This is a genomic window from Streptococcus sp. 714 (genome assembly GCF_013277115.1).
In the GTDB taxonomy this organism is placed as follows: Bacteria; Bacillota; Bacilli; order Lactobacillales; family Streptococcaceae; genus Streptococcus.
Genome location: NZ_VMMH01000017.1, coordinates 117,666 through 141,945, shown reverse-complemented (window position 1 = coordinate 141,945; position 24,280 = coordinate 117,666). Strand labels below are relative to the sequence as shown.

The 24,280-nt window shown below is 40.2% G+C and carries 23 protein-coding genes, 1 other RNA gene and 1 pseudogene; 18 read left to right on the top strand and 7 right to left on the bottom strand.

What is annotated here, in order from left to right; all coding sequences use genetic code 11:
- Together yidA and HT718_RS06895 are read right to left on the bottom strand one after the other, a co-directional pair.
- Positions 1-807, bottom strand: a complete 807-nt coding sequence (gene yidA / locus HT718_RS06900; RefSeq protein ID WP_173267981.1) for a sugar-phosphatase — start codon at positions 805-807, stop codon at positions 1-3.
- Positions 808-819: 12 nt separating this feature from the next.
- A complete protein-coding gene (locus HT718_RS06895; protein ID WP_173267980.1) occupies positions 820-2,124 on the bottom strand; it encodes an HD domain-containing protein in 1,305 nt (434 codons plus the stop codon).
- A 71-nt stretch (positions 2,125-2,195) separates the two neighbouring features.
- Here HT718_RS06895 and HT718_RS06890 point away from each other — a divergent pair, with 71 nt between their 5' ends.
- The 3 genes from HT718_RS06890 to ffh all read left to right on the top strand — a co-directional run bounded on the left by HT718_RS06890 (position 2,196) and on the right by ffh (position 4,579).
- The gene (locus tag HT718_RS06890) at positions 2,196-2,573 is read left to right on the top strand and encodes a DUF1934 family protein (protein WP_173267979.1); all 378 of its coding nucleotides are present in this window, start codon (positions 2,196-2,198) and stop codon (positions 2,571-2,573) included.
- Between the two features lie 90 nt (positions 2,574-2,663).
- Positions 2,664-2,996 carry a putative DNA-binding protein gene (locus tag HT718_RS06885; protein WP_000402066.1) on the top strand — a complete coding sequence of 111 codons (333 nt, stop codon included), beginning with the start codon at positions 2,664-2,666 and terminating at the stop codon, positions 2,994-2,996.
- An 11-nt stretch (positions 2,997-3,007) separates the two neighbouring features.
- Positions 3,008-4,579, top strand: a complete 1,572-nt coding sequence (gene ffh, locus HT718_RS06880) for a signal recognition particle protein (protein ID WP_000863622.1) — start codon at positions 3,008-3,010, stop codon at positions 4,577-4,579.
- Positions 4,580-4,683: 104 nt separating this feature from the next.
- Here ffh and HT718_RS06875 read toward each other — a convergent pair whose 3' ends face one another.
- Both HT718_RS06875 and rsmG read right to left on the bottom strand, forming a co-directional pair.
- Entirely contained in the window at positions 4,684-5,967 is a 1,284-nt protein-coding gene (locus tag HT718_RS06875) for a solute carrier family 23 protein (protein WP_173267978.1), read from the bottom strand.
- 204 nt (positions 5,968-6,171) lie between these two features.
- Positions 6,172-6,885 (bottom strand): 16S rRNA (guanine(527)-N(7))-methyltransferase RsmG, encoded by a 714-nt coding sequence (gene rsmG / locus HT718_RS06870; protein ID WP_173267977.1) that lies wholly within the window; start codon positions 6,883-6,885, stop codon positions 6,172-6,174.
- 93 nt (positions 6,886-6,978) lie between these two features.
- Between rsmG and HT718_RS06865 the strand changes: the two genes are divergently transcribed.
- Together HT718_RS06865 and htpX are read left to right on the top strand one after the other, a co-directional pair.
- A complete protein-coding gene (locus HT718_RS06865; protein WP_173267976.1) occupies positions 6,979-7,539 on the top strand; it encodes a LemA family protein in 561 nt (186 codons plus the stop codon).
- 1 nt (position 7,540) lies between these two features.
- The gene (gene htpX / locus HT718_RS06860; RefSeq protein ID WP_173267975.1) at positions 7,541-8,440 is read left to right on the top strand and encodes a zinc metalloprotease HtpX; all 900 of its coding nucleotides are present in this window, start codon (positions 7,541-7,543) and stop codon (positions 8,438-8,440) included.
- Positions 8,441-9,018: 578 nt separating this feature from the next.
- On the opposite strand, the gene rlmB is transcribed toward htpX, so the two are convergent.
- Together rlmB and def are read right to left on the bottom strand one after the other, a co-directional pair.
- Entirely contained in the window at positions 9,019-9,747 is a 729-nt protein-coding gene (gene rlmB / locus HT718_RS06855; protein ID WP_000855742.1) for a 23S rRNA (guanosine(2251)-2'-O)-methyltransferase RlmB, read from the bottom strand.
- A gap of 44 nt (positions 9,748-9,791) precedes the next feature.
- The gene (gene def / locus HT718_RS06850; RefSeq protein ID WP_173267974.1) at positions 9,792-10,403 is read right to left on the bottom strand and encodes a peptide deformylase; all 612 of its coding nucleotides are present in this window, start codon (positions 10,401-10,403) and stop codon (positions 9,792-9,794) included.
- Between the two features lie 174 nt (positions 10,404-10,577).
- On the opposite strand from def, the gene HT718_RS06845 reads away from it, so the two are divergent.
- The 5 genes from HT718_RS06845 (at position 10,578) to tnpA (ending at position 14,453) form a co-directional block, all read left to right on the top strand.
- Positions 10,578-11,897 carry a CapA family protein gene (locus tag HT718_RS06845; protein ID WP_173267973.1) on the top strand — a complete coding sequence of 440 codons (1,320 nt, stop codon included), beginning with the start codon at positions 10,578-10,580 and terminating at the stop codon, positions 11,895-11,897.
- A 21-nt stretch (positions 11,898-11,918) separates the two neighbouring features.
- Positions 11,919-12,746, top strand: coding sequence for an HAD family hydrolase (locus HT718_RS06840; RefSeq protein ID WP_173267972.1), 828 nt, complete (start codon positions 11,919-11,921; stop codon positions 12,744-12,746).
- Between the two features lies 1 nt (position 12,747).
- Entirely contained in the window at positions 12,748-13,383 is a 636-nt protein-coding gene (locus HT718_RS06835; RefSeq protein ID WP_173267971.1) for a GDSL-type esterase/lipase family protein, read from the top strand.
- Between the two features lie 61 nt (positions 13,384-13,444).
- Positions 13,445-13,792: a transfer-messenger RNA gene (gene ssrA, locus HT718_RS06830) on the top strand.
- Between the two features lie 196 nt (positions 13,793-13,988).
- Positions 13,989-14,453, top strand: coding sequence for an IS200/IS605 family transposase (gene tnpA, locus HT718_RS06825; protein WP_173267970.1), 465 nt, complete (start codon positions 13,989-13,991; stop codon positions 14,451-14,453).
- 201 nt (positions 14,454-14,654) lie between these two features.
- On the opposite strand, the gene HT718_RS09745 is transcribed toward tnpA, so the two are convergent.
- Positions 14,655-14,783, bottom strand: a complete 129-nt coding sequence (locus HT718_RS09745) for a hypothetical protein (protein ID WP_275690395.1) — start codon at positions 14,781-14,783, stop codon at positions 14,655-14,657.
- On the opposite strand from HT718_RS09745, the pseudogene HT718_RS06820 reads away from it, so the two are divergent.
- The 8 genes and pseudogenes from HT718_RS06820 (at position 14,744) to topA (ending at position 24,257) form a co-directional block, all read left to right on the top strand.
- Positions 14,744-16,268: pseudogene (locus tag HT718_RS06820) on the top strand (IS1182 family transposase). The gene HT718_RS09745 and the pseudogene HT718_RS06820 sit on opposite strands and share 40 nt — an antisense overlap.
- Before the next feature lie 639 nt (positions 16,269-16,907).
- Entirely contained in the window at positions 16,908-17,624 is a 717-nt protein-coding gene (locus tag HT718_RS06815; protein WP_173267969.1) for a 2-C-methyl-D-erythritol 4-phosphate cytidylyltransferase, read from the top strand.
- Positions 17,625-17,628: 4 nt separating this feature from the next.
- Entirely contained in the window at positions 17,629-18,651 is a 1,023-nt protein-coding gene (locus HT718_RS06810) for a ribitol-5-phosphate dehydrogenase (protein ID WP_173267968.1), read from the top strand.
- A gap of 16 nt (positions 18,652-18,667) precedes the next feature.
- Entirely contained in the window at positions 18,668-19,537 is an 870-nt protein-coding gene (gene licA, locus HT718_RS06805; protein WP_173267967.1) for a choline kinase LicA, read from the top strand.
- The gene (locus HT718_RS06800; protein ID WP_125451316.1) at positions 19,527-20,405 is read left to right on the top strand and encodes a DMT family transporter; all 879 of its coding nucleotides are present in this window, start codon (positions 19,527-19,529) and stop codon (positions 20,403-20,405) included. Before licA ends, HT718_RS06800 begins: the two co-directional genes overlap by 11 nt.
- An 11-nt stretch (positions 20,406-20,416) precedes the next feature.
- Positions 20,417-21,106 carry a sugar phosphate nucleotidyltransferase gene (locus HT718_RS06795; RefSeq protein WP_173267966.1) on the top strand — a complete coding sequence of 230 codons (690 nt, stop codon included), beginning with the start codon at positions 20,417-20,419 and terminating at the stop codon, positions 21,104-21,106.
- 97 nt (positions 21,107-21,203) lie between these two features.
- On the top strand, positions 21,204-22,052 hold the full coding sequence (gene dprA / locus HT718_RS06790; protein ID WP_173267965.1) for a DNA-processing protein DprA: 849 nt from the start codon (positions 21,204-21,206) through the stop codon (positions 22,050-22,052).
- Between the two features lie 117 nt (positions 22,053-22,169).
- Positions 22,170-24,257, top strand: a complete 2,088-nt coding sequence (topA, locus tag HT718_RS06785) for a type I DNA topoisomerase (protein ID WP_173267964.1) — start codon at positions 22,170-22,172, stop codon at positions 24,255-24,257.
- Positions 24,258-24,280: the final 23 nt, after the last annotated feature.

The window sequence follows — 24,280 nt, the reverse complement described above, 5'->3', positions numbered from 1 at the left end:
TTACAGTACCCATGTATGGATGGCATGGGCTACGCCGGATTCGTCATTTGTTTTGGTGATGTATTTGGCGATTTTTTTGAGTTCTGGATTTCCGTTTTCCATGACAACGGGGTTTCCAACGACTTTCAGCATGGCACGGTCATTTTCTTCGTCTCCGATAGCCATGGTTTCATCTTTGGTCAGTCCTAGTCTTTCAGCTAGGTGGGTAATAGCTGAGCCCTTGTCTACATTCTTTTTAAGGAGTTCGAGGTAGAAGGGAGCTGATTTGTTGATGGAGTAGCGTTCGTAAAATTCGACTGGAATTTTTTCAATCGCAGCATCGAGAATTTCTGGTTCATCGATAAACATACACTTGACGATTTCCTTGCCAGCCATTTCTTCAGGTGTGCGGTAGAAGATAGGCATGCTGACGAGGGTTGATTCGTGAACTGTGTATTTTCCGATATTGCGATTGGCAGTATAGATACCATCCTTGGTAATGGCATGCATGTGGACACCGAGTTTACGACTGAGAAATTCCATATCCAGATAATCCTCATAGGTCAAGGATTCGCTGATAATCTCATGGCCAGTAGCAGTTTCTTGGACAAGGGCACCGTTGAAGGTCACGACATAGTCACCTTCATCTCTCAACTGCAGATCGTCCAGAAGTTTGGCAACACCTGCGATAGGGCGGCCAGTTGCAATCACGACTTTGACACCAGCTTCTTTGGCATCTTGGATGGCAGAAAAGACTTCAGGAGTGATTTCCTTTTGGCTGTTAACAAGGGTTCCGTCAATATCGACGGCGATTAGTTTAATACTCATAAATTTCCTCTTCTAGTTTTTATTTGGGGTAAAATGATCGTTCTCAATCAAGTGTAAAAATTGCTGGGTAATGCTTGCGAAGATGCTGTTTTGGTCTAACATTTCTTTTGGGAAATAAAAACGATTATCTCCGTGGCGACTTCCAGCAAGGGATTGGACGATAGGAGACAGGCTAGAGAGTTCGGCCAGTTCTCCATTTTTTTGTAAAATCTCAATCTGTGTCCGCGGATTTTCAGATTCGGGACGATAGATATCATAAGGGAGGTCGAAGTTCTTATGAATGGCAGTGTAGTAGTCGGTATCAAAGCCGATGTCCTCAACCAATTTTCTCATGCTAGCGAGTTGGTCTTGGTCTTCTTGTGAAAAGGTAATGGATTTAAAGACCTTGCGGTTGACAAAGCGTTGCGACAGGTCTGCAAGAATCTTATCAGGACTGGTCATCCAGAGTTGGAAGTAGGTATTCATCACACCATCATCCAGAGCTAGATAATCAGACAAGGTCACATTTTTTTCAAAGAAAGGCAGGAGATGTGGAGAAGTTCGTGCAAAGAAATCTTTGTTTTTAGGATAGAGTTCCTTGGCGCGTTTGAGGAGATTCTGTAGGAGAACTTCCATGGCGCGTGTTGCTGGGTGGAAATAAACCTGCATGTACATCTGGTAGCGACTGAGGACGTAGTCTTCGATGGCGTGCATGCCATTGCGCTGAAAGGCGATACCATTTTCGATAGGACGAATGACTCGGAGGATGCGAGTCAGGTCAAATTCTCCATAGGATGCTCCTGTAAAATAGGAGTCGCGCAAGAGATAGTCCATACGGTCCGCATCAATCTGACTAGAAATGAGTTGCACAACCTGCTTGTTAGGGTAGGTATGGTCTATGACACTGGCTACCTTTTTTGGAAAGTCAGGCGCTACTTGTAGCAGGACTTGGTGAATCTCTGTCTCAGGACTTTGAATAATCTCTTGAGTAATCGCCTCATGGTCTGTATCAAAGAGATGTTCAAAAGTATGGGAGTAGGCACCATGCCCAAGGTCATGTAGGAGGGCAGCGGTCATGGTCAAGAGAGACTCAGCAGGATTCCATTCTTCAGGATATTTTTCTTCAAAAATCTCCGTGATGCGTCGAGCAATCTCATAGACTCCTAGACAGTGAGAGAAGCGACTGTGTTCCCCGCCGTGGAAGGTATAACTGGAAGTTCCTAGTTGCTTGATACGACGCAAACGCTGAAATTCTTTTGTATTAATCAAGTCATAGATTATTTGGTTATTGACATGGATGTAGTTGTGAACTGGGTCACGGAATACTTTTTCGTTCATATGACCATTATAGCAAAAAGCTAGAGTTTTTGGTAAAATAGTAGGACAAGAGACAAGAAAGAGGACCTGATGTGAAGATTCGGATGCGAAATACGATTCAGTTTGATGAGCAGTTGGAAGTGATTGACCAGCTTTATGACGTGGAAGTGCATGAAAAAGGAGATTATAGCTACCTGCTTTTTTATAATGAGGAAAAGGAAAAAGTGGTGATTAAATTTCATGGTCAAGAACTTGTGATGAGTCGATTTTCCAATCCCAAGACCATTATGCGCTTTCTAAAGGATAGCGATAGTTTAGCCTATATTCCTACACCCATGGGCATGCAGGAGTTTATTATCCAAACGAATCGCTACCAAGTGGATGGACAAAAGATTTATTTAGACTATCAACTACAAAACCAAGAGGGACATCCCTTTGCCAGCTATCAATTGGAAATTACTTGGGGCTAGTCTCTTGGTTTTTCAAATTTTAGCTAGCTATCTTCTTGGATTGGCTTCCTAATGTGGTAGATTAGGCTAATTTTTGGTATAATAAAAGTTATGGAAATCGAAAAAACCAATCGTATGAATGCGCTCTTTGAATTTTATGCAGCGCTTTTGACAGACAAGCAAATGAACTACATAGAGCTCTACTACGCTGATGATTATAGCCTTGCTGAGATTGCTGAGGAGTTTGGTGTCAGTCGTCAGGCTGTCTATGATAATATCAAACGGACAGAAAAGATTCTGGAAGATTATGAGATGAAATTGCACATGTACTCGGACTACATTGTCCGTAGTCAAATTTTTGACCAGATTTTAGAGCGCTATCCCAAGGATGACTTTCTGCAGGAGCAGATAGAAATTTTAACAAGCATTGATAATAGAGAATAAGAGGAAGAAAAATGGCATTTGAAAGTTTAACAGAACGTTTGCAGAACGTCTTTAAAAATCTACGTAAAAAAGGAAAAATCTCTGAATCTGATGTCCAAGAGGCAACCAAAGAGATTCGCTTGGCCTTGCTTGAGGCTGACGTTGCTTTACCAGTTGTGAAGGACTTTATTAAGAAAGTTCGTGAGCGTGCAGTCGGACATGAGGTCATTGATACCCTTAATCCAGCGCAACAGATTATCAAAATCGTTGATGAGGAACTGACAGCCGTTCTAGGTTCTGATACGGCTGAGATTATCAAGTCTCCTAAGATTCCTACAATCATCATGATGGTCGGTTTGCAGGGGGCTGGTAAAACAACCTTTGCAGGTAAATTGGCCAACAAACTCAAGAAGGAAGAAAATGCCCGTCCTTTGATGATTGCGGCGGATATTTATCGTCCTGCTGCCATTGATCAGCTTAAGACCTTGGGGCAACAGATTGATGTTCCTGTCTTTGCACTTGGAACAGAAGTTCCAGCTGTTGAGATTGTTCGTCAAGGTTTGGAACAAGCCCAAGCCAATCACAACGACTATGTCTTGATTGATACGGCAGGGCGTTTGCAGATTGATGAGCTTTTGATGAATGAGCTTCGCGATGTGAAAGCCTTGGCTCAGCCAAATGAAATCCTGCTTGTCGTTGATGCCATGATTGGTCAGGAAGCGGCTAATGTAGCGCGTGAGTTCAATGCTCAGTTAGAAGTCACTGGGGTGATCCTTACTAAGATTGATGGGGATACTCGTGGTGGTGCGGCTCTATCTGTTCGTCACATTACTGGTAAACCAATCAAGTTCACTGGTACAGGTGAAAAGATTACGGACATTGAAACCTTCCACCCAGACCGTATGTCTAGCCGTATCCTTGGCATGGGGGATATGCTCACTTTGATTGAGAAAGCTTCTCAAGAATACGATGAGCAAAAAGCCCTTGAAATGGCTGAGAAGATGCGTGAAAACACCTTTGATTTCAATGATTTCATCGATCAGTTGGATCAGGTGCAAAACATGGGTCCAATGGAAGACTTGCTCAAGATGATTCCAGGTATGGCCAATAATCCAGCACTTCAAAACATGAAGGTGGATGAGCGTCAGATCGCTCGCAAACGCGCCATCGTATCCTCTATGACGCCTGAAGAGCGTGAAAATCCAGATTTGTTAAATCCAAGCCGTCGCCGTCGTATCGCTGCTGGTTCTGGAAATACCTTTGTCGAAGTTAATAAATTCATCAAGGACTTTAACCAGGCTAAACAACTCATGCAAGGTGTTATGTCTGGTGATATGAACAAGATGATGAAGCAGATGGGAATCAATCCAAACAATCTTCCTAAAAATATGCCAAATATGGGAGGAATGGATATGTCTGCCCTTGAAGGCATGATGGGACAAGGTGGTATGCCTGACTTGTCAGCTCTCGGAGGAGCAGGAATGCCAGATATGAGCCAGATGTTTGGTGGCGGACTTAAAGGTAAAATCGGTGAATTTGCCATGAAACAGTCTATGAAACGCATGGCGAATAAAATGAAGAAAGCTAAGAAGAAACGTAAGTAAAACAAAGGAAGGTCACAGGGCTTTCCTTTTTTGGAAAGAATTTTTTATTTTAATATTAAAAAAATCCACTCAGTTGTCTGAGTGGATTTGATGTGTTTAGACTCTTAGTCTTTATTTTCGTATGGCAAGATCAAATTCAAGATGATTCCTGTCATAGCTGATAGGGCAGTTCCTGAAAGGGTAACTGGACCGAGTTTAAGGATAGCTCCTCCAAGTCCAAGAACCAACATAGCACTTGCTATGATGAGATTACGCATTTGACCGAAATCAACACGTTCTTTGATCAAGACTTTCAAACCGTTGCTGGCGATAACACCATAGAGAAGGATTGACATACCACCAAGTACAGCGTTTGGAATAGTTGAAATCAAGGCAGTGAATTTACCAAGGAAGCTAAGGGCAATCGCGATGAAGGCTGCGTTACGGATAACTGAGACAGAAGCGATACGAGTCATACCGATAACCCCTGTGTTTTCTCCATAAGTTGTATTGGCTGGTCCACCAAGGAAGGCAGAAACAGAAGTTGCGATACCGTCACCAAGAAGTGTATGGTGAAGGCCTGGTTCTTTCAAGAATTGACGACCACAGATTTGACCCAAAACAGTATGGTCTCCGATATGTTCAGAAATTGTTACGATAGCGATTGGCAAGATGGCAATAGTTTCTGGACCAAAGTAAAGATTGTACTCTTTAAAGGCACCACCAGTGCTAAATGGCAAGTAGAAACCAGGAATTTCAAACCAGTCAGCTTTAAGAACTGGTGTAAAGTCAACTAGCCCAAGAGCTAGAGCGAAGAGGTAACCACCGATAATGGCAAAGAGGAACGGAATGATTCGTAGGAAGCCTTTTCCTTTTGTATTGATAAAGGCAGCAATCAAGAAAGTAACAACCGCTACAAGAGCATTTTTCCAATTTCCGTCCGCTACAAGACCAGCGTTAGTAACTGCTGAACCTGCAAGTCCAAGACCGATAACGATGATCATAGGTCCGATAATGATTGGTGGTAAGAGTTTATCAATCCATTTTGTGCCTGCGAAACGAACACCAGCAGCAACAAGGACGTAGACCAAACCAGTCAAGATAACCCCTGTTTGGGCAGCAGATACATCACCACCCATTTCTTTCATAGCCAGTGACATAGCTGTGATAAAGGCAAATGAAGAACCTAGATAAACTGGAACTCTAAAACCAGTTGAAATCATGTAGATGAGTGTTCCAACACCTGAAGCAAAAAGGGCAACAGATACAGGCATTCCCAAAATCAATGGTACCAAGATAGTCGCCCCAAACATGGCGAAAACGTGTTGGAAACTAAGGAGAATTCCTTTTCCAGCCGAAGGACGTTGGTCAACGTCTAGTAACAAATCAACAGTTGATTCTTGTTTCATATAAACCTCACTTTTGGGCATCAAAAAAGAGCCCATTATTTTACAGCAATAGGCCCTCAGAGTAAGACTTCTTTAAAATCTAGACTTTAAAGAGTTTCAAATATTTCTGCGTCTTCGTCACCTCACGGGATGACATTAAAAACCTTTGCTTGTGATAGTATAGCAGAAATTACAAACTTTGTAAATATTTTTTTACTAAAAAATTTAAAGCGGGCGTTTATTTGGCATGCCAGCCTTTCTTGGATATTTGTTGGGCGTTTCTTTTTTCTTTTCTACCACTGTGATATAACGCGGATCTCCATTTGGTAGGGCGTAGCTAAGATTGTCTTCGACTTTACTAAAAAGGAGGTTGAGAGCATTCTTAGCTTCAAGTAACTCCTCAGGCGCATTGCTGGCCTTGAGTGCTAATAGTTTGCCACTAACTTTAAGGTAAGGAATTGTCAATTCAGATAGGACTTGCATACGGGCAACCGCACGAGCCGTTACAAAATCATACTGAGCACGGAAGTTCTTGTCTTGGGCAAAGTCTTCTGCACGTCCATGGTAGAAGTGGACACCGTCCAAATCCAGTTCTTGAGCCAACAGTTGGAGGAAGTTGATGCGCTTGTTGAGAGAATCAATGATGGTCACATCTAACTGAGGATAGAGGATTTTCATTGGTAGACTAGGAAATCCTGCCCCGGCTCCAATATCAAGCAATTTGATATTTTCATTGGGAATCAAGCCTTGCAGAATAGGTGCAATCGAATCGTAAAAGTGTTTGAGATAAACTTCATCTTTGTCTGTAATAGCCGTCAAATTAATCTTTTCATTCCACTCGACCAAGAGCTCAAAATAACGTTCAAATTGTTTTTTTTGCTGGTCCGAAAGTGGAAGATTTTGCTCGGCAAGCAAGTTGTAAAATGTTTCTGGTTTCATAGTGTTTTCCTTCTTTAGTATCATCTTATTTTACCACAATCATTAAAAATTTGATATACTGGTACTAATCTAAAAGAAGAAAGGACTTATATCATGATTTGGATTATTCTAGGAGTGTTAGCTCTTGTTGTTATTTTTGTGATTGTTAGCTATAACGGTTTGGTTAAAAATCGTATGCAAACAAAGGAGGCTTGGAGCCAGATTGATGTTCAGTTGAAACGTCGAAATGATCTCTTGCCAAACTTGATTGAGACTGTAAAAGGTTACGCTAAATATGAAGGTTCTACCCTTGAAAAGGTGGCAGAACTACGTAACCAAGTGGCGGCAGCAACGTCACCAGCAGAAGCTATGAAAGCTAGTGATGCCCTCACTCGTCAGGTTTCAGGTATTTTTGCAGTTGCAGAAAGCTATCCAGATTTGAAAGCTAGTGCCAACTTTGTTAAATTGCAAGAGGAGTTGACCAATACAGAAAATAAAATTTCTTACTCTCGTCAACTTTACAACAGTGTTGTTAGCAATTACAATGTAAAATTAGAAACTTTCCCAAGCAATATTATCGCTGGAATGTTTGGATTTAAAGCAGCAGATTTCCTTCAAACACCAGAAGAAGAAAAGGCAGTTCCTAAAGTTGATTTTAGCGGTTTAGGTGACTAAGATGTTGTTTGATCAAATTGCAAGCAATAAACGAAAAACCTGGATTTTGTTGCTGGTATTTTTCCTACTCTTAGCTCTGGTTGGCTATGCGGTTGGTTACCTCTTTATGCGATCTGGGCTTGGTGGTTTGATTATCGCACTGATTATTGGCTTTATCTATGCCTTGTCCATGATTTTTCAATCGACAGAGATTGTCATGTCCATGAACGGGGCGCGTGAAGTTGATGAGCAAATGGCACCAGATCTCTACCATGTAGTGGAAGATATGGCTATGGTGGCTCAGATTCCTATGCCCCGTGTTTTCATCATTGATGATCCAGCCTTAAATGCCTTTGCGACAGGTTCTAACCCTCAAAACGCAGCGGTTGCTGCGACTTCAGGTCTCCTAGCTATCATGAATCGTGAAGAACTAGAAGCTGTTATGGGACATGAGGTTAGTCACATTCGTAATTACGATATTCGTATTTCGACTATTGCCGTTGCCCTTGCTAGTGCTATTACCATGCTTTCTAGTATGGCAGGTCGTATGATGTGGTGGGGTGGAGCAGGTCGCAGACGAAGTGACGATGACCGAGATGGAAATGGCTTAGAAATCATTATGCTTGTGTTTTCTCTACTAGCTATTGTGCTGGCACCTCTTGCTGCAACCTTGGTGCAACTAGCTATTTCTCGTCAGAGGGAATTCCTAGCTGATGCTTCCAGTGTCGAGTTGACACGCAATCCTCAAGGAATGATTAATGCCCTACGTAAGCTGGATAATAGCGAGCCGATGCATCACCATGTCGATGATGCCAGTAGTGCACTTTATATCAATGATCCCAAGAAAGGTGGAGGGTTCCAAAAACTCTTTTATACCCACCCACCTATCTCAGAACGGATTGAACGTTTGAAACATATGTAATACTCTTCGAAAATCAAATTCAAACTGCGTCAGCTTCGCCTTGCCGTATATATGTAACTGACTTCGTCAGTTCTATCCACAACCTCAAAACAGTGTTTTGAGCAGCCTGCGGCTAGTTTCCTAGTTTGCTCTTTGATTTTCATTGAGTATAAAAATGTGACTATACAATCCTAAAAAATGAGCATTCTCGTAGTTGGAGATGCTCATTTTCTTATATAAGGAACTCAAAAATCAGTTTGCTACGATACAACTTAGAATTTCTTTAGGAAACTTCGTTCAGAACACATGATATATCAAAGAAGAATCTAGAATCTATGCAAAATGTAAGATGGCAACTGATCTCGTTTTTCGCAAATTAGAGAATATTTTTGGTGAGCTCAGAGTGTGTGTTAGAGACAAGTAGGCCAGCGTATTAGAGATAGAACTCATTTTCATGAGCATGTATTTTACAAAATTGTTCATGAATTCAATCTACAAATTAGCTATTCAAAAAACGCACAGTGATTTCAGCTTGATTGTGAGCAAAGCTGAAATCACTGTGTGCTTTTAGTTAGAAGTTAGTTTTTGTCCAGCCTCTTTTATAGGCGATTTCGGAAAACTTCATACATAAGAATGGCTGCAGCAACACTGGCATTGAGGCTTTGAACATGTCCATTCATAGGTATGGTAATCATTTCATCGACCTGTTTTTTAATATTGCTAGAGATGCCTTTCCCTTCATTTCCGATGATGAGGGCGATTTTCCCTTTTGTATTCCACTTGTGGCAAGGAGTACCGTTCATATCCGTTCCAAAGGTCCAGAAACCTTCATCCTTGAGTTTGTCCAGAGTTTGGCTCAGATTGGTCACTCGGGCAATCGGAACGTGTTCAATAGCACCTGTGGCCGTTTTAGCAACGACAGGAGTAACTCCGACAGCACGGTGTTTGGGAATGATGACACCTGAAACATTGGTCGCATCAGCTGTTCGCAAAATTGAGCCCAGATTATGGGGATCAGTTAGACCATCCAGAATCAATAGTAGTGGATTCTCTTCTTGGCGTGTTTTGGCAAGGATGTGATCCAGCTCGCTATAGGCAAATTCGGACACTCGTAGAACAAAACCTTGGTGGACAGCACCTTCAGTCATTTCAGAGAGGGATTTTTTTGAAGTCCAAGAAATGGATACCTTTTTTTCTGTAGCCAGTTCTTTGACTTTCTCAACATTCTTACCTCGGAGATCTTCTTGGAGGTAAAGTTTGTTTCCTGTGTTTGCAAGGAGGGCTTCGGTAACGGCGTGGACGCCATAGACAATATCATTTGTTTTCATGCATCTATTATAACACAAAACCCCGTCTTGCAACGGGATTTTCTTTATTCCAGAATCAGTAAACCATCTTTAACTGCAAATGGGTCTTTTTCATTGATACGATCGTAAAACATGATTCCGTTAATGTGGTCAATTTCATGCTGAACAACGATGGAGTTATAGCCTTTTAGTTTGATGCGGTGTTTTTCTCCATCTTTGTCAAAGTAGTCAACAGTAACGCGAGCATGGCGAACAACATAGCCAGGCACATTGCGATCAACAGACAGGCACCCTTCTCCTTCGCCAAGAGCAGCGTCTTGAACCGAGTGAGAGACGATTTTTGGATTGTACATAATAGCTTGCAAATCGTAGGCTTCCTCTGGAGTTTTTCCTTCTTCAACAATATTTGGCACTAAAACAGCGATAATGCGTTTTGAGATATCCAATTGGGGAGCAGCAAGTCCAACCCCACCTCGTAGCCCCATCTTTTCAGCCATGACAGGATCTTGGGAATGTTTGAGGAATTGCATCATCTTTTCACCGAGAATGATTTCCTGGTCAGATAGAGGGAAAGTAACTTCCTCAGCAACCGCGCGTAGAGTCGGGTTCCCTTCGCGGATAATATCGTTCATATCAATTAAGTGAGCAGCTTTTGTAATACGTTCTATAGCAGACATTTTCTCTCCTTTCATTACCTCTACATGATATCACAAAATGACAAGGATTGAAAGTATTACAGCCTTTAGGATTTACAGAAAATAGATAGGAAGTTCAATTCAATTGTGAAAGAATTGCTTATCTGTGATATAATAAAAAGAAAAGGCTTGCATAAGAAAGTAGGGAGAATAAAGATGCAAAGAAGACAAGAGAGACATAAACGTGGACCAGTTTTTCGTTTTGTGAAAGGTTTAGTCAACTTTTTTAGACGTTATCGTAAGTGGAGCAACAAGGGATTTGTGGCGGTACTCTTGCTAGCAGTTGCTTTATCAATGGGCTTGGTCTTGTTGTTTGAAAGCTTCCAAGGCATGCCTATGACCAGTCAAAAACGAGATACTACTTCTCAAGAAGGAACTAAGAAAAAGTCTCAGGAGCAGGAAGAGGAAAAAACTGCTAGAATTATGGCTCATGGTGATTTGCTTTATCATGATATTCTTTACTTTTCAGCAAAAAAGGATGATGGAACGTATGATTTTCATGAGAATTTTGAGTATGTGACACCTTGGCTTAAGCAAGCCGACTTAGCTATCGGTGACTTTGAAGGAACCATTAATAAGGATCATTATTTAGCAGGTTATCCTCTCTTTAATGCTCCTGCTGAAGTTATGGATGCCATTAAGGATGCAGGTTATCATGTGCTAGATTTGGCTCATAATCATATTTTGGATTCGCAAATTGAGGGGGTTATTTCAACGGCAAATGCTATTGAAAAAGCAGGAATAACACCAATTGGAGTTTATACGCATGAGCCACGTGATCAGGCTCCGCTGGTTATTAAGGAAGTGAATGGTATCAAGGTTGCGCTTTTGGCTTATTCTTATGGATTTAATGGAATTGAGCAAAATATTTCTCAAGAGGATTATAATCACTATCTTTCAGACTTAGATGAGAATAAGATGAAATCTGAAATTGAACGAGCGGAAAAGGAAGCAGATATCACCATTATCATGCCGCAAATGGGTGTTGAGTATCGAATAGAACCGACTGAAGAGCAAAAAGCTTTGTACCATAAGATGATTGATTGGGGAGCAGATATTATCTTTGGAGGGCATCCACACGTAGTTGAACCGTCTGAAATTGTTGAAAAAGATGGGGATAAGAAACTCATTATCTATTCAATGGGGAACTTCATTTCAAATCAACGAATTGAGACCATGGAAGGTGTGGAAAATGCTAAGTGGACTGAACGTGGTGTTCTTATGGACGTGACTATTAAGAAGAAGGATGGAAAAACAATTATCGGAACAGCTAAAGCTCATCCTACTTGGGTTAATCGAACACCAAAGGGAACCTTTTCACCAGAAGGCTATCCTTTATATCATTATCAAACCTATATCTTAGAAGATTTTATCGAGGGTGGTAGTCATCGTGACCAGTTAGATGAAGCGACTAAGGAACGAATTGATACAGCCTATAAAGAAATGAACGAACATGTGGGATTGAAGTGGGACTAGCTTGAATCCAGAGGAAAGAAAATGATGATTAAAGTAATTGCGACAGATATGGATGGGACCTTGCTGGATGCTAGAGGCCAGCTTGATCTCCCACGATTGGAAAAGATTTTAGATCAGTTGGATCAAAGCGGTATTCGTTTTGTCATCGCGACGGGCAATGAAATTCACCGCATGAGGCAACTACTGGAGCACTTGGTCAATCGAGTGGTTCTGGTTGTTGCCAATGGTGCTCGTATTTTTGAAAATAATGAACTGATTCAGGCTCAGACTTGGGATGATGCCATTGTCGATAAGGCTTTGGTTCATTTCAATGGTCGAGCGTGTCAGGACCAGTTTGTTGTAACGGGGATGAAGGGTGGTTTCGTCAAGAAAGGTACGATTTTTACAGATCTTGAAAGTTTTATGACTCCAGAAATGATTGAAAAATTCTACCAACGGATGCATTTTGTGGATGAGTTAACCTCTGACCTCTTTGGTGGGGTTCTCAAGATGAGTATGGTTGTTGGTGAGGAACGTTTGAGTTCGGTTTTGGAAGAAATCAATGACCTCTTTGATGGTCGTGTTCGGGCTGTATCGAGTGGCTATGGGTGCATTGATATCCTTCAAGCTGGAATTCATAAAGCATGGGGCTTGGAAGAATTACTCAAGCGCTGGGACTTGAACCCCCAACAAATCATGGCTTTTGGTGACAGTGAAAATGATGTTGAAATGCTTGAAATAGCTGGAATTGCCTATGCGATGGAAAATGCTGATGACAAGGTCAAAGCTGTGGCGACTGCTCTAGCGCCAGCCAACAGCCAAGGAGGAGTTTACCAAGTCTTGGAAAACTGGTTAGAAAAAGGAGAATGAAGTGGCAGTACAGTTATTAGAAAATTGGCTCCTAAAGGAACAAGAAAAAATCCAAACCAAATATCGTCACTTAAATCAGGTTTCTGTTGTAGAACCAGATATTCTCTTTATTGGGGATTCCATTGTCGAATACTACCCTCTGCAGGAGTTGTTTGGAACTGCAAAGACGATTGTCAATCGAGGCATTCGAGGTTATCAGACAGGGCTGTTGCTAGAGAACCTTGATGCTCATCTATATGGTGGAGCAGTAGATAAAATTGTCCTTCTGATTGGGACGAACGATATCGGAAAGGATGTTCCTGTGAATGAGGCTCTCAATAATCTCGAAGCTATCATACAATCCATTGCTCGCGATTACCTATTAACAGAGATAAAATTGCTTTCCATTTTGCCAGTCAATGAGGGAGAGGAGTATAAGCAGACGGTCTATATCCGCGCGAATGAAAAGATACAGGAGTGGAATCAAGCCTATCAAGAGCTTGCTTCTGCCTATATGCAGGTGGAATTTGTGCCAGTATTTGATTGTTTGACAGACCAAGCAGGTCAACTCAAAAAAGACTACACAACTGATGGACTGCATCTCAGTGTTGCCGGTTACCAGGTTTTGACCAAATCCTTGAAAAACTATCTTTTTTAGTTAGTTGATTTCCTTTTTGCATTTTTGAGTTAGATAAGGTATAATGGTTTTATTGTCTTTTGGGGTCGTTACGGATTCGACAGGCATTATGAGGCATATTTTGCGACTCGTGTGGCGACGTAAACGCTCAGTTAAATATAACTGCAAAAAATAACACTTCTTACGCTCTAGCTGCCTAAAAACCAGCAGGCGTGACCCGATTTGGATTGCTCGTGTTCAATGACAGGTCTTATTATTAGCGAGATACGATCAAGTCTTGTCTAGCGACTTGATAAGAGATTGATAGACTCGCAGTTTCTAGGTTTGAGTTATGTGTCGAGGGACTGTTAAACTAATACATAACCTATGGTTGTAGACAAATATGTTGGCAGGTGTTTGGACGTGGGTTCGACTCCCACCGGCTCCATTATTCCTTTGCATTCCTTGGTAAAACGTTGTTAAATCAACGTTTTTTTATTATGTGACTTTCAGTCCGTCTCGCTCCGCTAGGTGCGAGACAAATAAACCACCCGCTATGCGGGTGCGCGTCGAAGGTTATACCAAAAAACTCCAAACGCGATACAATAAAGGTGTTCAAGCCAATTGTAAAGCGAAAGGAGAAAAATATGGCACAAAAGGCACATAGTTTATCACACACAAAGTGGATGTGTAAATATCACATTGTGTTCACCCCTAAGTATAGACGAAAAGTCATCTATAATCAATATCGAAGTAGTTTGGGAGAAATATTTCATCGTTTGTGCAGTTATAAAGGTGTTGAGATTATCGAAGGTCATTTAATGCCTGATCATGTACATATGTTGGTAAGTATTCCACCGAGGATAAGTATTTCAAGTTTCATGGGGTATTTAAAAGGTAAAAGTGCACTCATGATGTTTGATAAACACGCCAACCTCAAGTATAAGTTTGGGAATCGGCATTTCTGGGCGGAAGGTTATTATGTGAGTACAGTAGGGCTTAATGAAGCCACAATTAAGAAATATATTCAAGAGCAGGAAAAGCATGATATAGCACTAGATAAATTGAGTGTAAAAGAATATGAGGATCCCTTTAGGGATAGTGGCAAGTAATACTAAAGCCTCTTTAAGAAGCAAGTGACGAGTCAAGAGCAATGAGGTTTGAACAACGTGAAAGAGGCTGGGACAAAAAGATTTTGATTTTAAGAATTCTTTATTATAAATTTTTAAAATCGATAGATTAGAAAAAAAAAGCGAACAAGACAGAATTCTGAGTGTCAGATAACTCGTTTTGTTCGCTTTTTATATTTAATGTTAGACTTTTGTCCCAGCCTCTTTTTGCATGGTTGCGATAGTCTTGGTAAAATAGAATTGCTTAATAAACCATTTAGAAAGGCTATCCCATGCATATTCACTATAACACAAATCAAATAACTTTACCACTAGAAATCCGTTCCTTCTTGCCACAAGATCATCTCGTCTTTACTATTGAAAAAGTGGTAAATACCTTGTAAGATAGTCACTTCCATACCTTCTATCACGCCTTTGGTCGTCCGTCTTATCACCCTAAAATGCTTTATCTACTCTTCTATTTGCCTATTCACAAGGGATTTTCTCTGGTCGAAAAATTGAAAAAATGATGATTGAAAATCTGGCTATGCAGTACCTAACAGGACAGTTGCTTGTCAGCTACCGCACAATCAATCGGTTTCGTGTCGCTGAAGGGATGGAAGAACTCATTCGTAATCTTTTCATTGACCTCAATCTTCGTTTAAAAATGGAAGAGTTAGTGACCTTAGATTGTCTGTTTATTGACGGGACTAAGATTGAATCTAATGCCAACAAGTATAGTTTCGTGTGGAAGAAAGCAACGGATAAGTTTTCCTCCAAACTTCAAGAACAGATACAGGTCTATTTTCAAGAAGAAATCATCCCCCTTATCCATCAGGCTATTAAGCTGGATGAAGAAGAACCAATTTCTTCAGAGCAGTTGCTTGCATTCGCTCAAGTCCTTGAAGAAGAATTGGCAAAACTGAACCAGGACATTGAGGAGACACCCGTTAAAGGGAAGGATGAGCGTAAAACCCAACGTCGTAAACTCAAGAAAGTCTTGCGTAAAGTCAAGGATGATTTTTCAGTACGTGCTGAAAAATATGAGAAGTATCAAGAAACTTTTGAAGGTCGCAACAGTTTTTCCAAAACCGATACAGATGCCACTTTTATGCGCATGAAAGAAGACCATATGAAAAATGACCAACTCAAGGCTGCATATAATCTTCAAATCGCTACTGAAAACCAATTTGTTCTTCACTATGATGTATTCTCAAATCCAACAGACACCAAGACTCTTCTGCCATTCCTTGAAACCTATCCACATGAATTGAAGACAGTTGTCGCAGATGCTGGATATGGAAGTGAAGAGAACCTTCTTCATTTAGATGAAAAGGAAGTGAAGCATCTGATTAAATATGCCATGTTTGATAAGGAACAGAGAAGAGGGTATAAACAGTCAGCTAGAAACTTAGCGAATTGGCACTATGATGATAAGGAGGATAGCTACACACATCCTGATGGCTGGTGTATCGTTTTCACCATATCAAACATCAGAAAACACAGACGGACTTTCAACAGGAAATCAAGGTTTACTACGCTGATGAACCTGAATCATCCCCTCAAAAGGGACTGTATATTAATAAACGCTATCAGCACTTAAAAACTAAAGAATGCCAGGCTCTTTTATCTCCCCAAGGTAGACAGATTTTCGCTCAACACAAGATTGATGTGGAACCTGTCTTTGGGCAGATAAAGGCTTGTTTGGGTTACAAGAGATGTAATCTGAGAGGGAAGCGTCAAGTGAGAATTGACATGGGATTGGTACTTATGGCCAATAACCTCCTAAAATACAATAAGAGAACGACTCAAAATTAAAAGCTAGAGTTCCACAATTGGAAATCTCTAGCTTTTTTGTAGTCGAGAACTATTTTGTCTCAGGCTCTGGTAATTTGGGCTTATAGCCCTGGTTCAAACCACCCGTTTGACGGGTGGTCATGATTTTGAAGCGAGTTTTTATCCAGACGCTAGACAAGTCTATCCTTGACGAATAAGGCTTTTTTACATTCTTAGTGTATTTCTTTTTTTAATTTCTGTCAAGCAACTATTTATTCTTAATTGGAAAAGAAAAAGTCAACAATCGAGAATCGCTGATTTTTTTCTGTAAACCTAATTATGTGAGCCAAGGGGAAACCTTGTTTCTGTATAACGATAATATCATTATTACTTCAAAAAGTCAATGCAGTCAAGTAATCACTTTGAAGTTTCAAAGCTTAATTTTAAGTTTTCTTTAAGGAAAGTATATTATTCTGAAGAACTCTAAAATTTCACAGCTATTTATTAGTAATGACTACAGAATTCCTGGTCATTACTAGAAATGGGCTAGTTTCTTTGAATAATAGAACTGTTTAACCCTCCTATTCTAGAACGGGAGGTCCGGTATTTCTTTCATGATAGGACTAGATTGTGGTATAATAGAGAGAATAAGTTTTTTTAGTAAGACAAAGGAGAAAATAGATGATTTATGCAGGAATTCTTGCCGGTGGAACTGGCACACGCATGGGAATCAGTAACTTGCCAAAACAATTTTTAGAGTTAGGTGATAGACCTATTTTGATTCATACAATTGAAAAATTTGTCTTGGAACCAAGCATTGAAAAAATTGTAGTTGGGGTTCATGGAGACTGGGTTTCTCATGCAGAAGATCTTGTAGATAAATATCTTCCTCTTCATAAGGAACGTATCATCATTACAAAGGGTGGTGCTGACCGCAATACAAGTATTGAGAAAATCATTGAAGCCATTGAAGCCATTGATGCTTATCGTTCACTTACTCCAGAGGACATCGTTGTTACCCACGATTCTGTTCGTCCATTTATTACGCTTCGCATGATTCAGGACAATATCAAACTTTGTCAAGATCATGACGCAGTGGACACAGTGGTAGAAGCGGTTGATACTATAGTTGAAAGTACCAATGGTCAATTTATTACAGATATTCCAAATCGTGCTCACCTTTATCAAGGGCAAACACCTCAAACATTCCGTTGCAAGGACTTCATGGATCTTTACGGTTCTCTCTCTGCTGAAGAGAAGGAAATCTTGACAGATGCATGTAAAATCTTTGTGATCAAAGGAAAAGATGTGGCCTTGGCTAAGGGGGAATACTCAAATCTAAAAATCACAACAGTGACAGATTTGAAGATTGCAAAAAGTATGATTGAGAAAGACTAGTAAAATGATTAATCAAATTTATCAACTAACTAAGCCTAAGTTTATCAATGTCAAATACCAGGAAGAGGCTATTGACCAAGAGAATCATATCCTCATCCGCCCTAATTATATGGCGGTCTGTCATGCGGATCAGCGTTACTACCAAGGAAAACGTGATCCCAAGATTTTGAATAAAAAACTTCCAATGGCAATGATTCACGAGTCATGTGGAACCGTTATTTCTGATCCGACAGGAACCTATGAGGTTGGTAAAAAAGTTGTCATGATTCCCAATCAGCCTCCTATGCAGAGCGATGAAGAATTCTATGAGAACTACATGACAGGGACCCATTTCTTGTCTAGTGGATTTGATGGCTTTATGAGAGAGTTTGTTTCTCTCCCTAAAGACCGTGTGGTGGCTTATGATGCTATTGAAGACACGGTTGCAGCCATTACTGAGTTTGTTAGTGTTGGCATGCATGCCATGAATCGCTTATTGACCCTTGCTCATAGCAAGCGTGACCGAATCGCCGTTATCGTAGATGGAAGTTTAGCTTTTGTAGTTGCCAATATTATCAATTATACTTTGCCAGAAGCAGAGATTGTGGTTATTGGTCGTCACTGGGAAAAATTGGAACTCTTCTCTTTTGCTAAAGAATGTTATATTACTGATAATATTCCTGAGGATTTGACCTTTGATCATGCTTTTGAGTGTTGTGGTGGTGATGGTACTGGACCAGCTATTAATGATTTGATTCGCTACATTCGTCCTCAGGGAACGATTCTCATGATGGGAGTTAGCGAGTATAAAGTCAACATCAATACACGCGATGCCTTAGAAAAAGGCTTGCTCTTGGTTGGGTCCTCTCGTTCTGGTCGCATTGCTTTTGAAAATGCCATCCAAATGATGGAAGTCAAGAAATTTGCCAATCGTCTTAAAAATATCCTTTATCTAGAAGAACCTGTAAGAGAAATTAAAGATATTCACCGTGTCTTTGCAACCGATTTAAACACAGCCTTTAAAACCGTGTTTAAGTGGGAAGTATAAGTGCTGGAGGTTAATTGTGGAGAAAATCATTAAAGAAAAAATTTCTTCCTTACTTAGTGAAGAAGAGGAAGTCCTCAGTGTTGAACAACTGGGGGGAATGACCAATCAAAACTATTTGGCTAAAACAACAAATAAGCAATACATCGTTAAGTTCTTTGGTAAAGGGACAGAAAAGCTGATCAATCGTCAAGATGAAAAGTACAATCTTGAACTACTAAAGGATTTAGACTTAGATGTAAAAAATTATCTTTTTGATATTGAAGCTGGTATCAAAGTTAATGAGTATATCGAATCTGCGATTACGCTTGATTCAAGGTCAATCAAGACCAAATTTGATAAAATTGCTCCAATATTACAAACGATTCATGCTTCTGGTAAGGAATTAAGAGGAGAATTTGCTCCTTTTGAAGAAATCAAAAAATACGAATCTTTGATTGAGGAAAAAATCCCTTATGCTAACTATGAAGCGGTTCGAGAAGAAGTCTTCTCCTTAGAGAAAAGACTGGCTGACTTAGGTGTTGACAGAAAATCTTGTCATATTGATTTGGTGCCTGAAAACTTTATCGAATCACCTCAAGGACGACTTTATCTGATTGACTGGGAATATTCATCAATGAACGATCCAATGTGGGATTTGGCTGCTCTCTTTTTAGAATCTGAATTCACTCGTCAAGAGGAAGAAGCCTTCTTGTCTCACTATGAGAGTGAGCAAACACCTGTCTCTCGTGAAAAGATTTCCATTTATAAAATTTTACAAGATACTATTTGGAGTCTATGGACAGTCTATAAAGAAGAGCAAGGTGCAGATTTTGGTGACTATGGTGTGAATCGTTACCAAAGAGCTGTTAAAGGTTTGGCTTATTATGGAGGTTCAGATGAAAAATAAAAATGGAGTTTCCTTTGGTCTACTCTCAGGTGTTTTCTGGGGCTTAGGTCTAACGGTTAGTGCTTACATCTTTTCAATTTTTACAGAATTGTCGCCCTTTGTGGTGGCCGCTGCTCATGATTTCTTGAGTATCTTTATCTTACTAGCTTTTCTTTTAGTAAAAGAAGGAAAAGTTCGTCTCTCAATTTTCTTAAATATTCGCAATGTTAGTGTTATCATCGGAGCCTTGCTAGCAGGTCCTATCGGTATGCAGGCTAACCTTTATGCGGTTAAGTATATCGGAAGTTCCTTAGCGTCATCTGTATCGGCTATCTACCCTGCAATTTCTGTTTTATTGGCTTTCTTCTTTTTGAAGCACAAGATTTCGAAAAATACTGTGTTTGGGATTGTCTTGATTATTGGAGGGATTATTGCTCAGACCTATAAGGTTGAACAGGTTAATTCCTTCTACATTGGCATTCTCTGTGCTTTGGTTTGTGCTATTGCATGGGGAAGTGAGAGTGTTCTTAGCTCTTTTGCCATGGAAAGTGAATTGAGTGAAATCGAAGCCCTCTTAATCCGTCAAGTGACTTCATTCTTATCTTATCTTGTGATTGTGCTCTTCTCTCATCAGTCATTTGCAGAAGTGGCCAATGGACAATTGCTAGGTCTTATGATTGTTTTTGCCGCCTTTGATATGATTTCCTACTTGGCTTATTATATCGCTATCAATCGCTTGCAACCAGCGAAAGCTACAGGCTTGAATGTGAGCTATGTCGTATGGACTGTCTTGTTTGCAGTTGTTTTCTTGGGAGCACCGCTAGATATGCTGACAATTATTACGTCACTTGTTGTCATTGCTGGAGTTTATATTATTATTAAAGAATAAAGGAGATTCGTGTGAAAGCCATTATCTTAGCAGCGGGATTGGGAACTCGCTTGCGTCCTATGACTGAAAATACCCCTAAAGCCTTGGTTCAGGTTAATCAAAAACCCTTGATTGAATACCAAATTGAGTTTCTAAAAGAAAAAGGAATCAATGACATCATCATCATCGTTGGTTATCTTAAAGAACAATTTGATTACTTAAAAGAAAAATACGGTGTTCGCCTCGTTTTTAATGATAAATACGCTGAATACAATAACTTTTACTCTCTCTATCTTGTAAAAGAAGAATTGGCCAACAGCTATGTTATTGATGCCGATAATTATCTCTTTAAAAATATGTTCCGCAATGATTTGACTCGTTCGACTTATTTTAGTGTTTATCGTGAAGATTGTACCAATGAATGGTTCTTGGTATATGGAGATGACTACAAGGTTCAAGATATTACTGTTGATAGCAAGGCAGGGCGTATCCTTAGTGGTGTATCCTTCTGGGATGCTCCAACTGCAGAAAAGATTGTCAGCTTTATCGACAAGGCTTATGCAAGTGGTGAATTTGTTGATCTCTATTGGGACAATATGGTTAAGGATAATATCAAAGAGTTGGATGTCTATGTTGAAGAATTAGAAGGCAATAGCATCTATGAAATTGATAGTGTCCAAGATTATCATAAATTAGAAGAAATTCTTAAAAACGAAAATTAAAGATTAGAACATCTGGCTAAAATAGTCGGATGTTTTTTTGATTTTTTACGAACTTTTACGAATAGATAGATGAGTAGATAAAGAAATGGAGTTATTTATGAAAATCACAAACTATGAAATCTATAAGTTAAAAAAATCAGGTTTGACCAATCAACAGATTTTGAAAGTCCTAGAATACGGTGAAAATGTTGATCAGGAGTTTTTGTTGGGTGATATTGCAGATATATCAGGTTGCCGAAATCCAGCTGTTTTTATGGAACGTTATTTTCAGATAGACGATGCGCATTTGGAGAAGGAGTTTCAAAAATTTCCATCTTTCTCTATTTTAGACGACTGTTACCCTTGGGATTTGAGTGAAATTTATGATGCACCTGTGCTTTTATTTTACAAGGGAAATCTCAATCTCTTGAAATTTCCAAAGGTAGCGGTTGTGGGCAGTCGTGCTTGTAGCAAACAGGGAGCAAAGTCAGTTGAAAAAATCATTCAAGGCTTGGAAAATGAACTGGTTATCGTCAGTGGATTAGCCAAGGGGATTGACACAGCAGCTCATATGGCTGCTCTTCAGAATGGTGGAAAAACCATTGCAGTGATTGGGACAGGACTTGATGTGTTTTATCCTAAAGCCAATAAACGCTTGCAAGATTACATCGGCAATGACCATCTGGTTTTAAGTGAATACGGACCTGGTGAACAACCTCTGAAATTTCATTTTCCTGCCCGTAATCGTATCATTGCTGGACTTTGTCGTGGCGTGATTGTAGCAGAGGCTAAGATGCGCTCAGGTAGTCTCATTACCTGTGAGCGAGCAATGGAAGAAGGGCGCGATGTCTTTGCTATTCCTGGTAGCATTTTAGATGGACTATCAGACGGTTGCCATCATTTGATTCAAGAAGGAGCAAAATTGGTCACCAGTGGGCAAGATGTTCTTGCAGAATTTGAATTTTAAAACAAAATTTCTCTTTTTAAACCAACTTTTCTTCTATATATAGGAGCTAAGTCTTGACAGTTATGGCAAAATGGTTTACACTTTATAAAGTTTATTACTTTGAAAAGGTGTGATACTGTGGCTACGGCAACAAAAAAGAAAAAATCAACAGTTAAAAAAAATCTAGTAATCGTGGAGTCGCCTGCTAAGGCCAAAACGATTGAAAAATATTTAGGCAGAAACTACAAGGTTTTAGCCAGTGTCGGGCATATCCGTGATTTGAAGAAATCCAGTATGTCCGTCGATATTGAAAATAATTATGAACCGCAATATATCAATATTCGAGGAAAAGGTCCTCTCATCAATGACTTGAAAAAAGAAGCCAAAAAAGCTAATAAAGTCTTTCTGGCGAGTGACCCGGACCGTGAAGGAGAAGCCATTTCTTGGCATTTGGCCCATATTCTCAACTTGGATGAAAATGATGCCAACCGTGTGGTCTTTAATGAAATCACCAAGGAAGCGGTCAAAAATGCTTTTAAAGAACCTCGTAAGATTGATATGGACTTGGTCGATGCCCAACAGGCACGTCGTGTCTTGGACCGCTTGGTAGGCTATTCGATTTCGCCTATTTTGTGGAAGAAGGTCAAGAAGGGCTTGTCAGCAGGTCGTGTTCAGTCTATTGCGCTTAAGTTAATCATTGATCGTGAGAATGAAATCAATGCCTTTCAGCCAGAAGAATACTGGACAATTGATGGTGTTTTTAAAAAGGGAACCAAGCAATTTCAGGCTTCCTTCTATGGAGTAGATGGCAAAAAGCTGAAACTAACTAGCAATGATGAGGTCAAGGAAGTCTTGTCACGTCTGACTAGTAAAGACTTTTCAGTGGATCAGGTAGATAAGAAAGAGCGCAAACGTAATGCTCCTTTACCTTATACCACTTCATCCATGCAGATGGATGCTGCTAATAAAATTAACTTCCGTACTCGAAAGACCATGATGGTCGCCCAACAGCTCTATGAAGGGATTAATATTGGTTCTGGTGTCCAAGGTTTGATTACCTATATGCGTACTGATTCGACTCGTATCAGTCCTGTAGCGCAAAATGAAGCAGCAAGTTTCATCACTGACCGTTTTGGTAGCAAGTATTCTAAGCATGGTAGCAAGGTCAAAAATGCATCAGGTGCTCAGGATGCCCATGAGGCTATTCGTCCGTCAAGTGTCTTTAATACACCGGAAAGTATTGCTAAGTATCTGGACAAGGATCAGCTCAAGCTTTATACTCTTATCTGGAATCGTTTTGTCGCTAGTCAGATGACAGCTGCTGTCTTTGATACTATGGCTGTTAAATTGTCTCAAAATGGGGTTCAATTTGCTGCCAATGGTAGTCAGGTTAAGTTTGATGGTTATCTTGCCATTTATAATGATTCTGACAAGAATAAGATGTTACCGGATATGGCTGTTGGAGATGTGATCAAGCAGGTCAATAGCAAACCAGAGCAACATTTCACACAACCGCCTGCTCGCTATTCTGAAGCGACCTTGATCAAGACCTTGGAGGAAAATGGGGTTGGACGTCCATCAACCTACGCACCAACTATTGAAACCATTCAGAAACGTTACTATGTTCGCCTTGCAGCCAAACGCTTTGAACCGACAGAGTTGGGAGAAATTGTTAACAAGCTCATTGTTGAATATTTCCCAGATATCGTAAACGTGACCTTTACAGCTGAAATGGAAGGCAAACTGGATGATGTCGAAGTTGGAAAAGAGCAGTGGCAACGTGTTATTGATGCCTTTTACAAACCATTCTCCAAAGAAGTGTCCAAGGCTGAAGAGGAAATGGAAAAAATCCAAATCAAGGATGAACCAGCTGGATTTGACTGTGAAGTGTGTAGTAGTCCAATGGTTATTAAACTTGGTCGTTTTGGTAAGTTCTACGCTTGTAGCAATTTCCCAGATTGCCGCCATACCCAAGCAATCGTGAAAGAGATTGGTGTTGAGTGTCCAAGTTGTCATCAGGGACAAATCATTGAGCGTAAAACAAAACGTAACCGCCTCTTCTATGGTTGCAACCGCTATCCAGACTGTGAATTTACTTCTTGGGACAAGCCTGTTGGTCGTGACTGTCCAAAATGTGGCAACTTCCTCATGGAGAAAAAAGTCCGTGGTGGTGGCAAGCAGGTTGTTTGTAGCAAGGGTGACTACGAGGAAGAAAAGATTAAATAAGTGGAGAGTCCTGAAAGTGAATT

What these genes read in the sequence shown, in the direction of transcription:
- HT718_RS06875 (WP_173267978.1), bottom strand. Translation starts at nt 5,967, where the DNA reads ATGAAACAAGAATCAACTGTTGATTTGTTACTAGACGTTGACCAACGT.
- HT718_RS06800 (WP_125451316.1), top strand. Translation starts at nt 19,527, where the DNA reads ATGAAAAATAAAAATGGAGTTTCCTTTGGTCTACTCTCAGGTGTTTTC.
- ffh (WP_000863622.1), top strand. Translation starts at nt 3,008, where the DNA reads ATGGCATTTGAAAGTTTAACAGAACGTTTGCAGAACGTCTTTAAAAAT.
- HT718_RS06810 (WP_173267968.1), top strand. Translation starts at nt 17,629, where the DNA reads ATGATTAATCAAATTTATCAACTAACTAAGCCTAAGTTTATCAATGTC.
- yidA (WP_173267981.1), bottom strand. Translation starts at nt 807, where the DNA reads ATGAGTATTAAACTAATCGCCGTCGATATTGACGGAACCCTTGTTAAC.
- HT718_RS06815 (WP_173267969.1), top strand. Translation starts at nt 16,908, where the DNA reads ATGATTTATGCAGGAATTCTTGCCGGTGGAACTGGCACACGCATGGGA.
- def (WP_173267974.1), bottom strand. Translation starts at nt 10,403, where the DNA reads ATGTCTGCTATAGAACGTATTACAAAAGCTGCTCACTTAATTGATATG.
- HT718_RS06885 (WP_000402066.1), top strand. Translation starts at nt 2,664, where the DNA reads ATGGAAATCGAAAAAACCAATCGTATGAATGCGCTCTTTGAATTTTAT.
- dprA (WP_173267965.1), top strand. Translation starts at nt 21,204, where the DNA reads ATGAAAATCACAAACTATGAAATCTATAAGTTAAAAAAATCAGGTTTG.
- tnpA (WP_173267970.1), top strand. Translation starts at nt 13,989, where the DNA reads ATGGCACAAAAGGCACATAGTTTATCACACACAAAGTGGATGTGTAAA.
- rsmG (WP_173267977.1), bottom strand. Translation starts at nt 6,885, where the DNA reads ATGAAACCAGAAACATTTTACAACTTGCTTGCCGAGCAAAATCTTCCA.
- htpX (WP_173267975.1), top strand. Translation starts at nt 7,541, where the DNA reads ATGTTGTTTGATCAAATTGCAAGCAATAAACGAAAAACCTGGATTTTG.
- rlmB (WP_000855742.1), bottom strand. Translation starts at nt 9,747, where the DNA reads ATGAAAACAAATGATATTGTCTATGGCGTCCACGCCGTTACCGAAGCC.
- HT718_RS06840 (WP_173267972.1), top strand. Translation starts at nt 11,919, where the DNA reads ATGATGATTAAAGTAATTGCGACAGATATGGATGGGACCTTGCTGGAT.
- HT718_RS06895 (WP_173267980.1), bottom strand. Translation starts at nt 2,124, where the DNA reads ATGAACGAAAAAGTATTCCGTGACCCAGTTCACAACTACATCCATGTC.
- HT718_RS06865 (WP_173267976.1), top strand. Translation starts at nt 6,979, where the DNA reads ATGATTTGGATTATTCTAGGAGTGTTAGCTCTTGTTGTTATTTTTGTG.
- HT718_RS06845 (WP_173267973.1), top strand. Translation starts at nt 10,578, where the DNA reads ATGCAAAGAAGACAAGAGAGACATAAACGTGGACCAGTTTTTCGTTTT.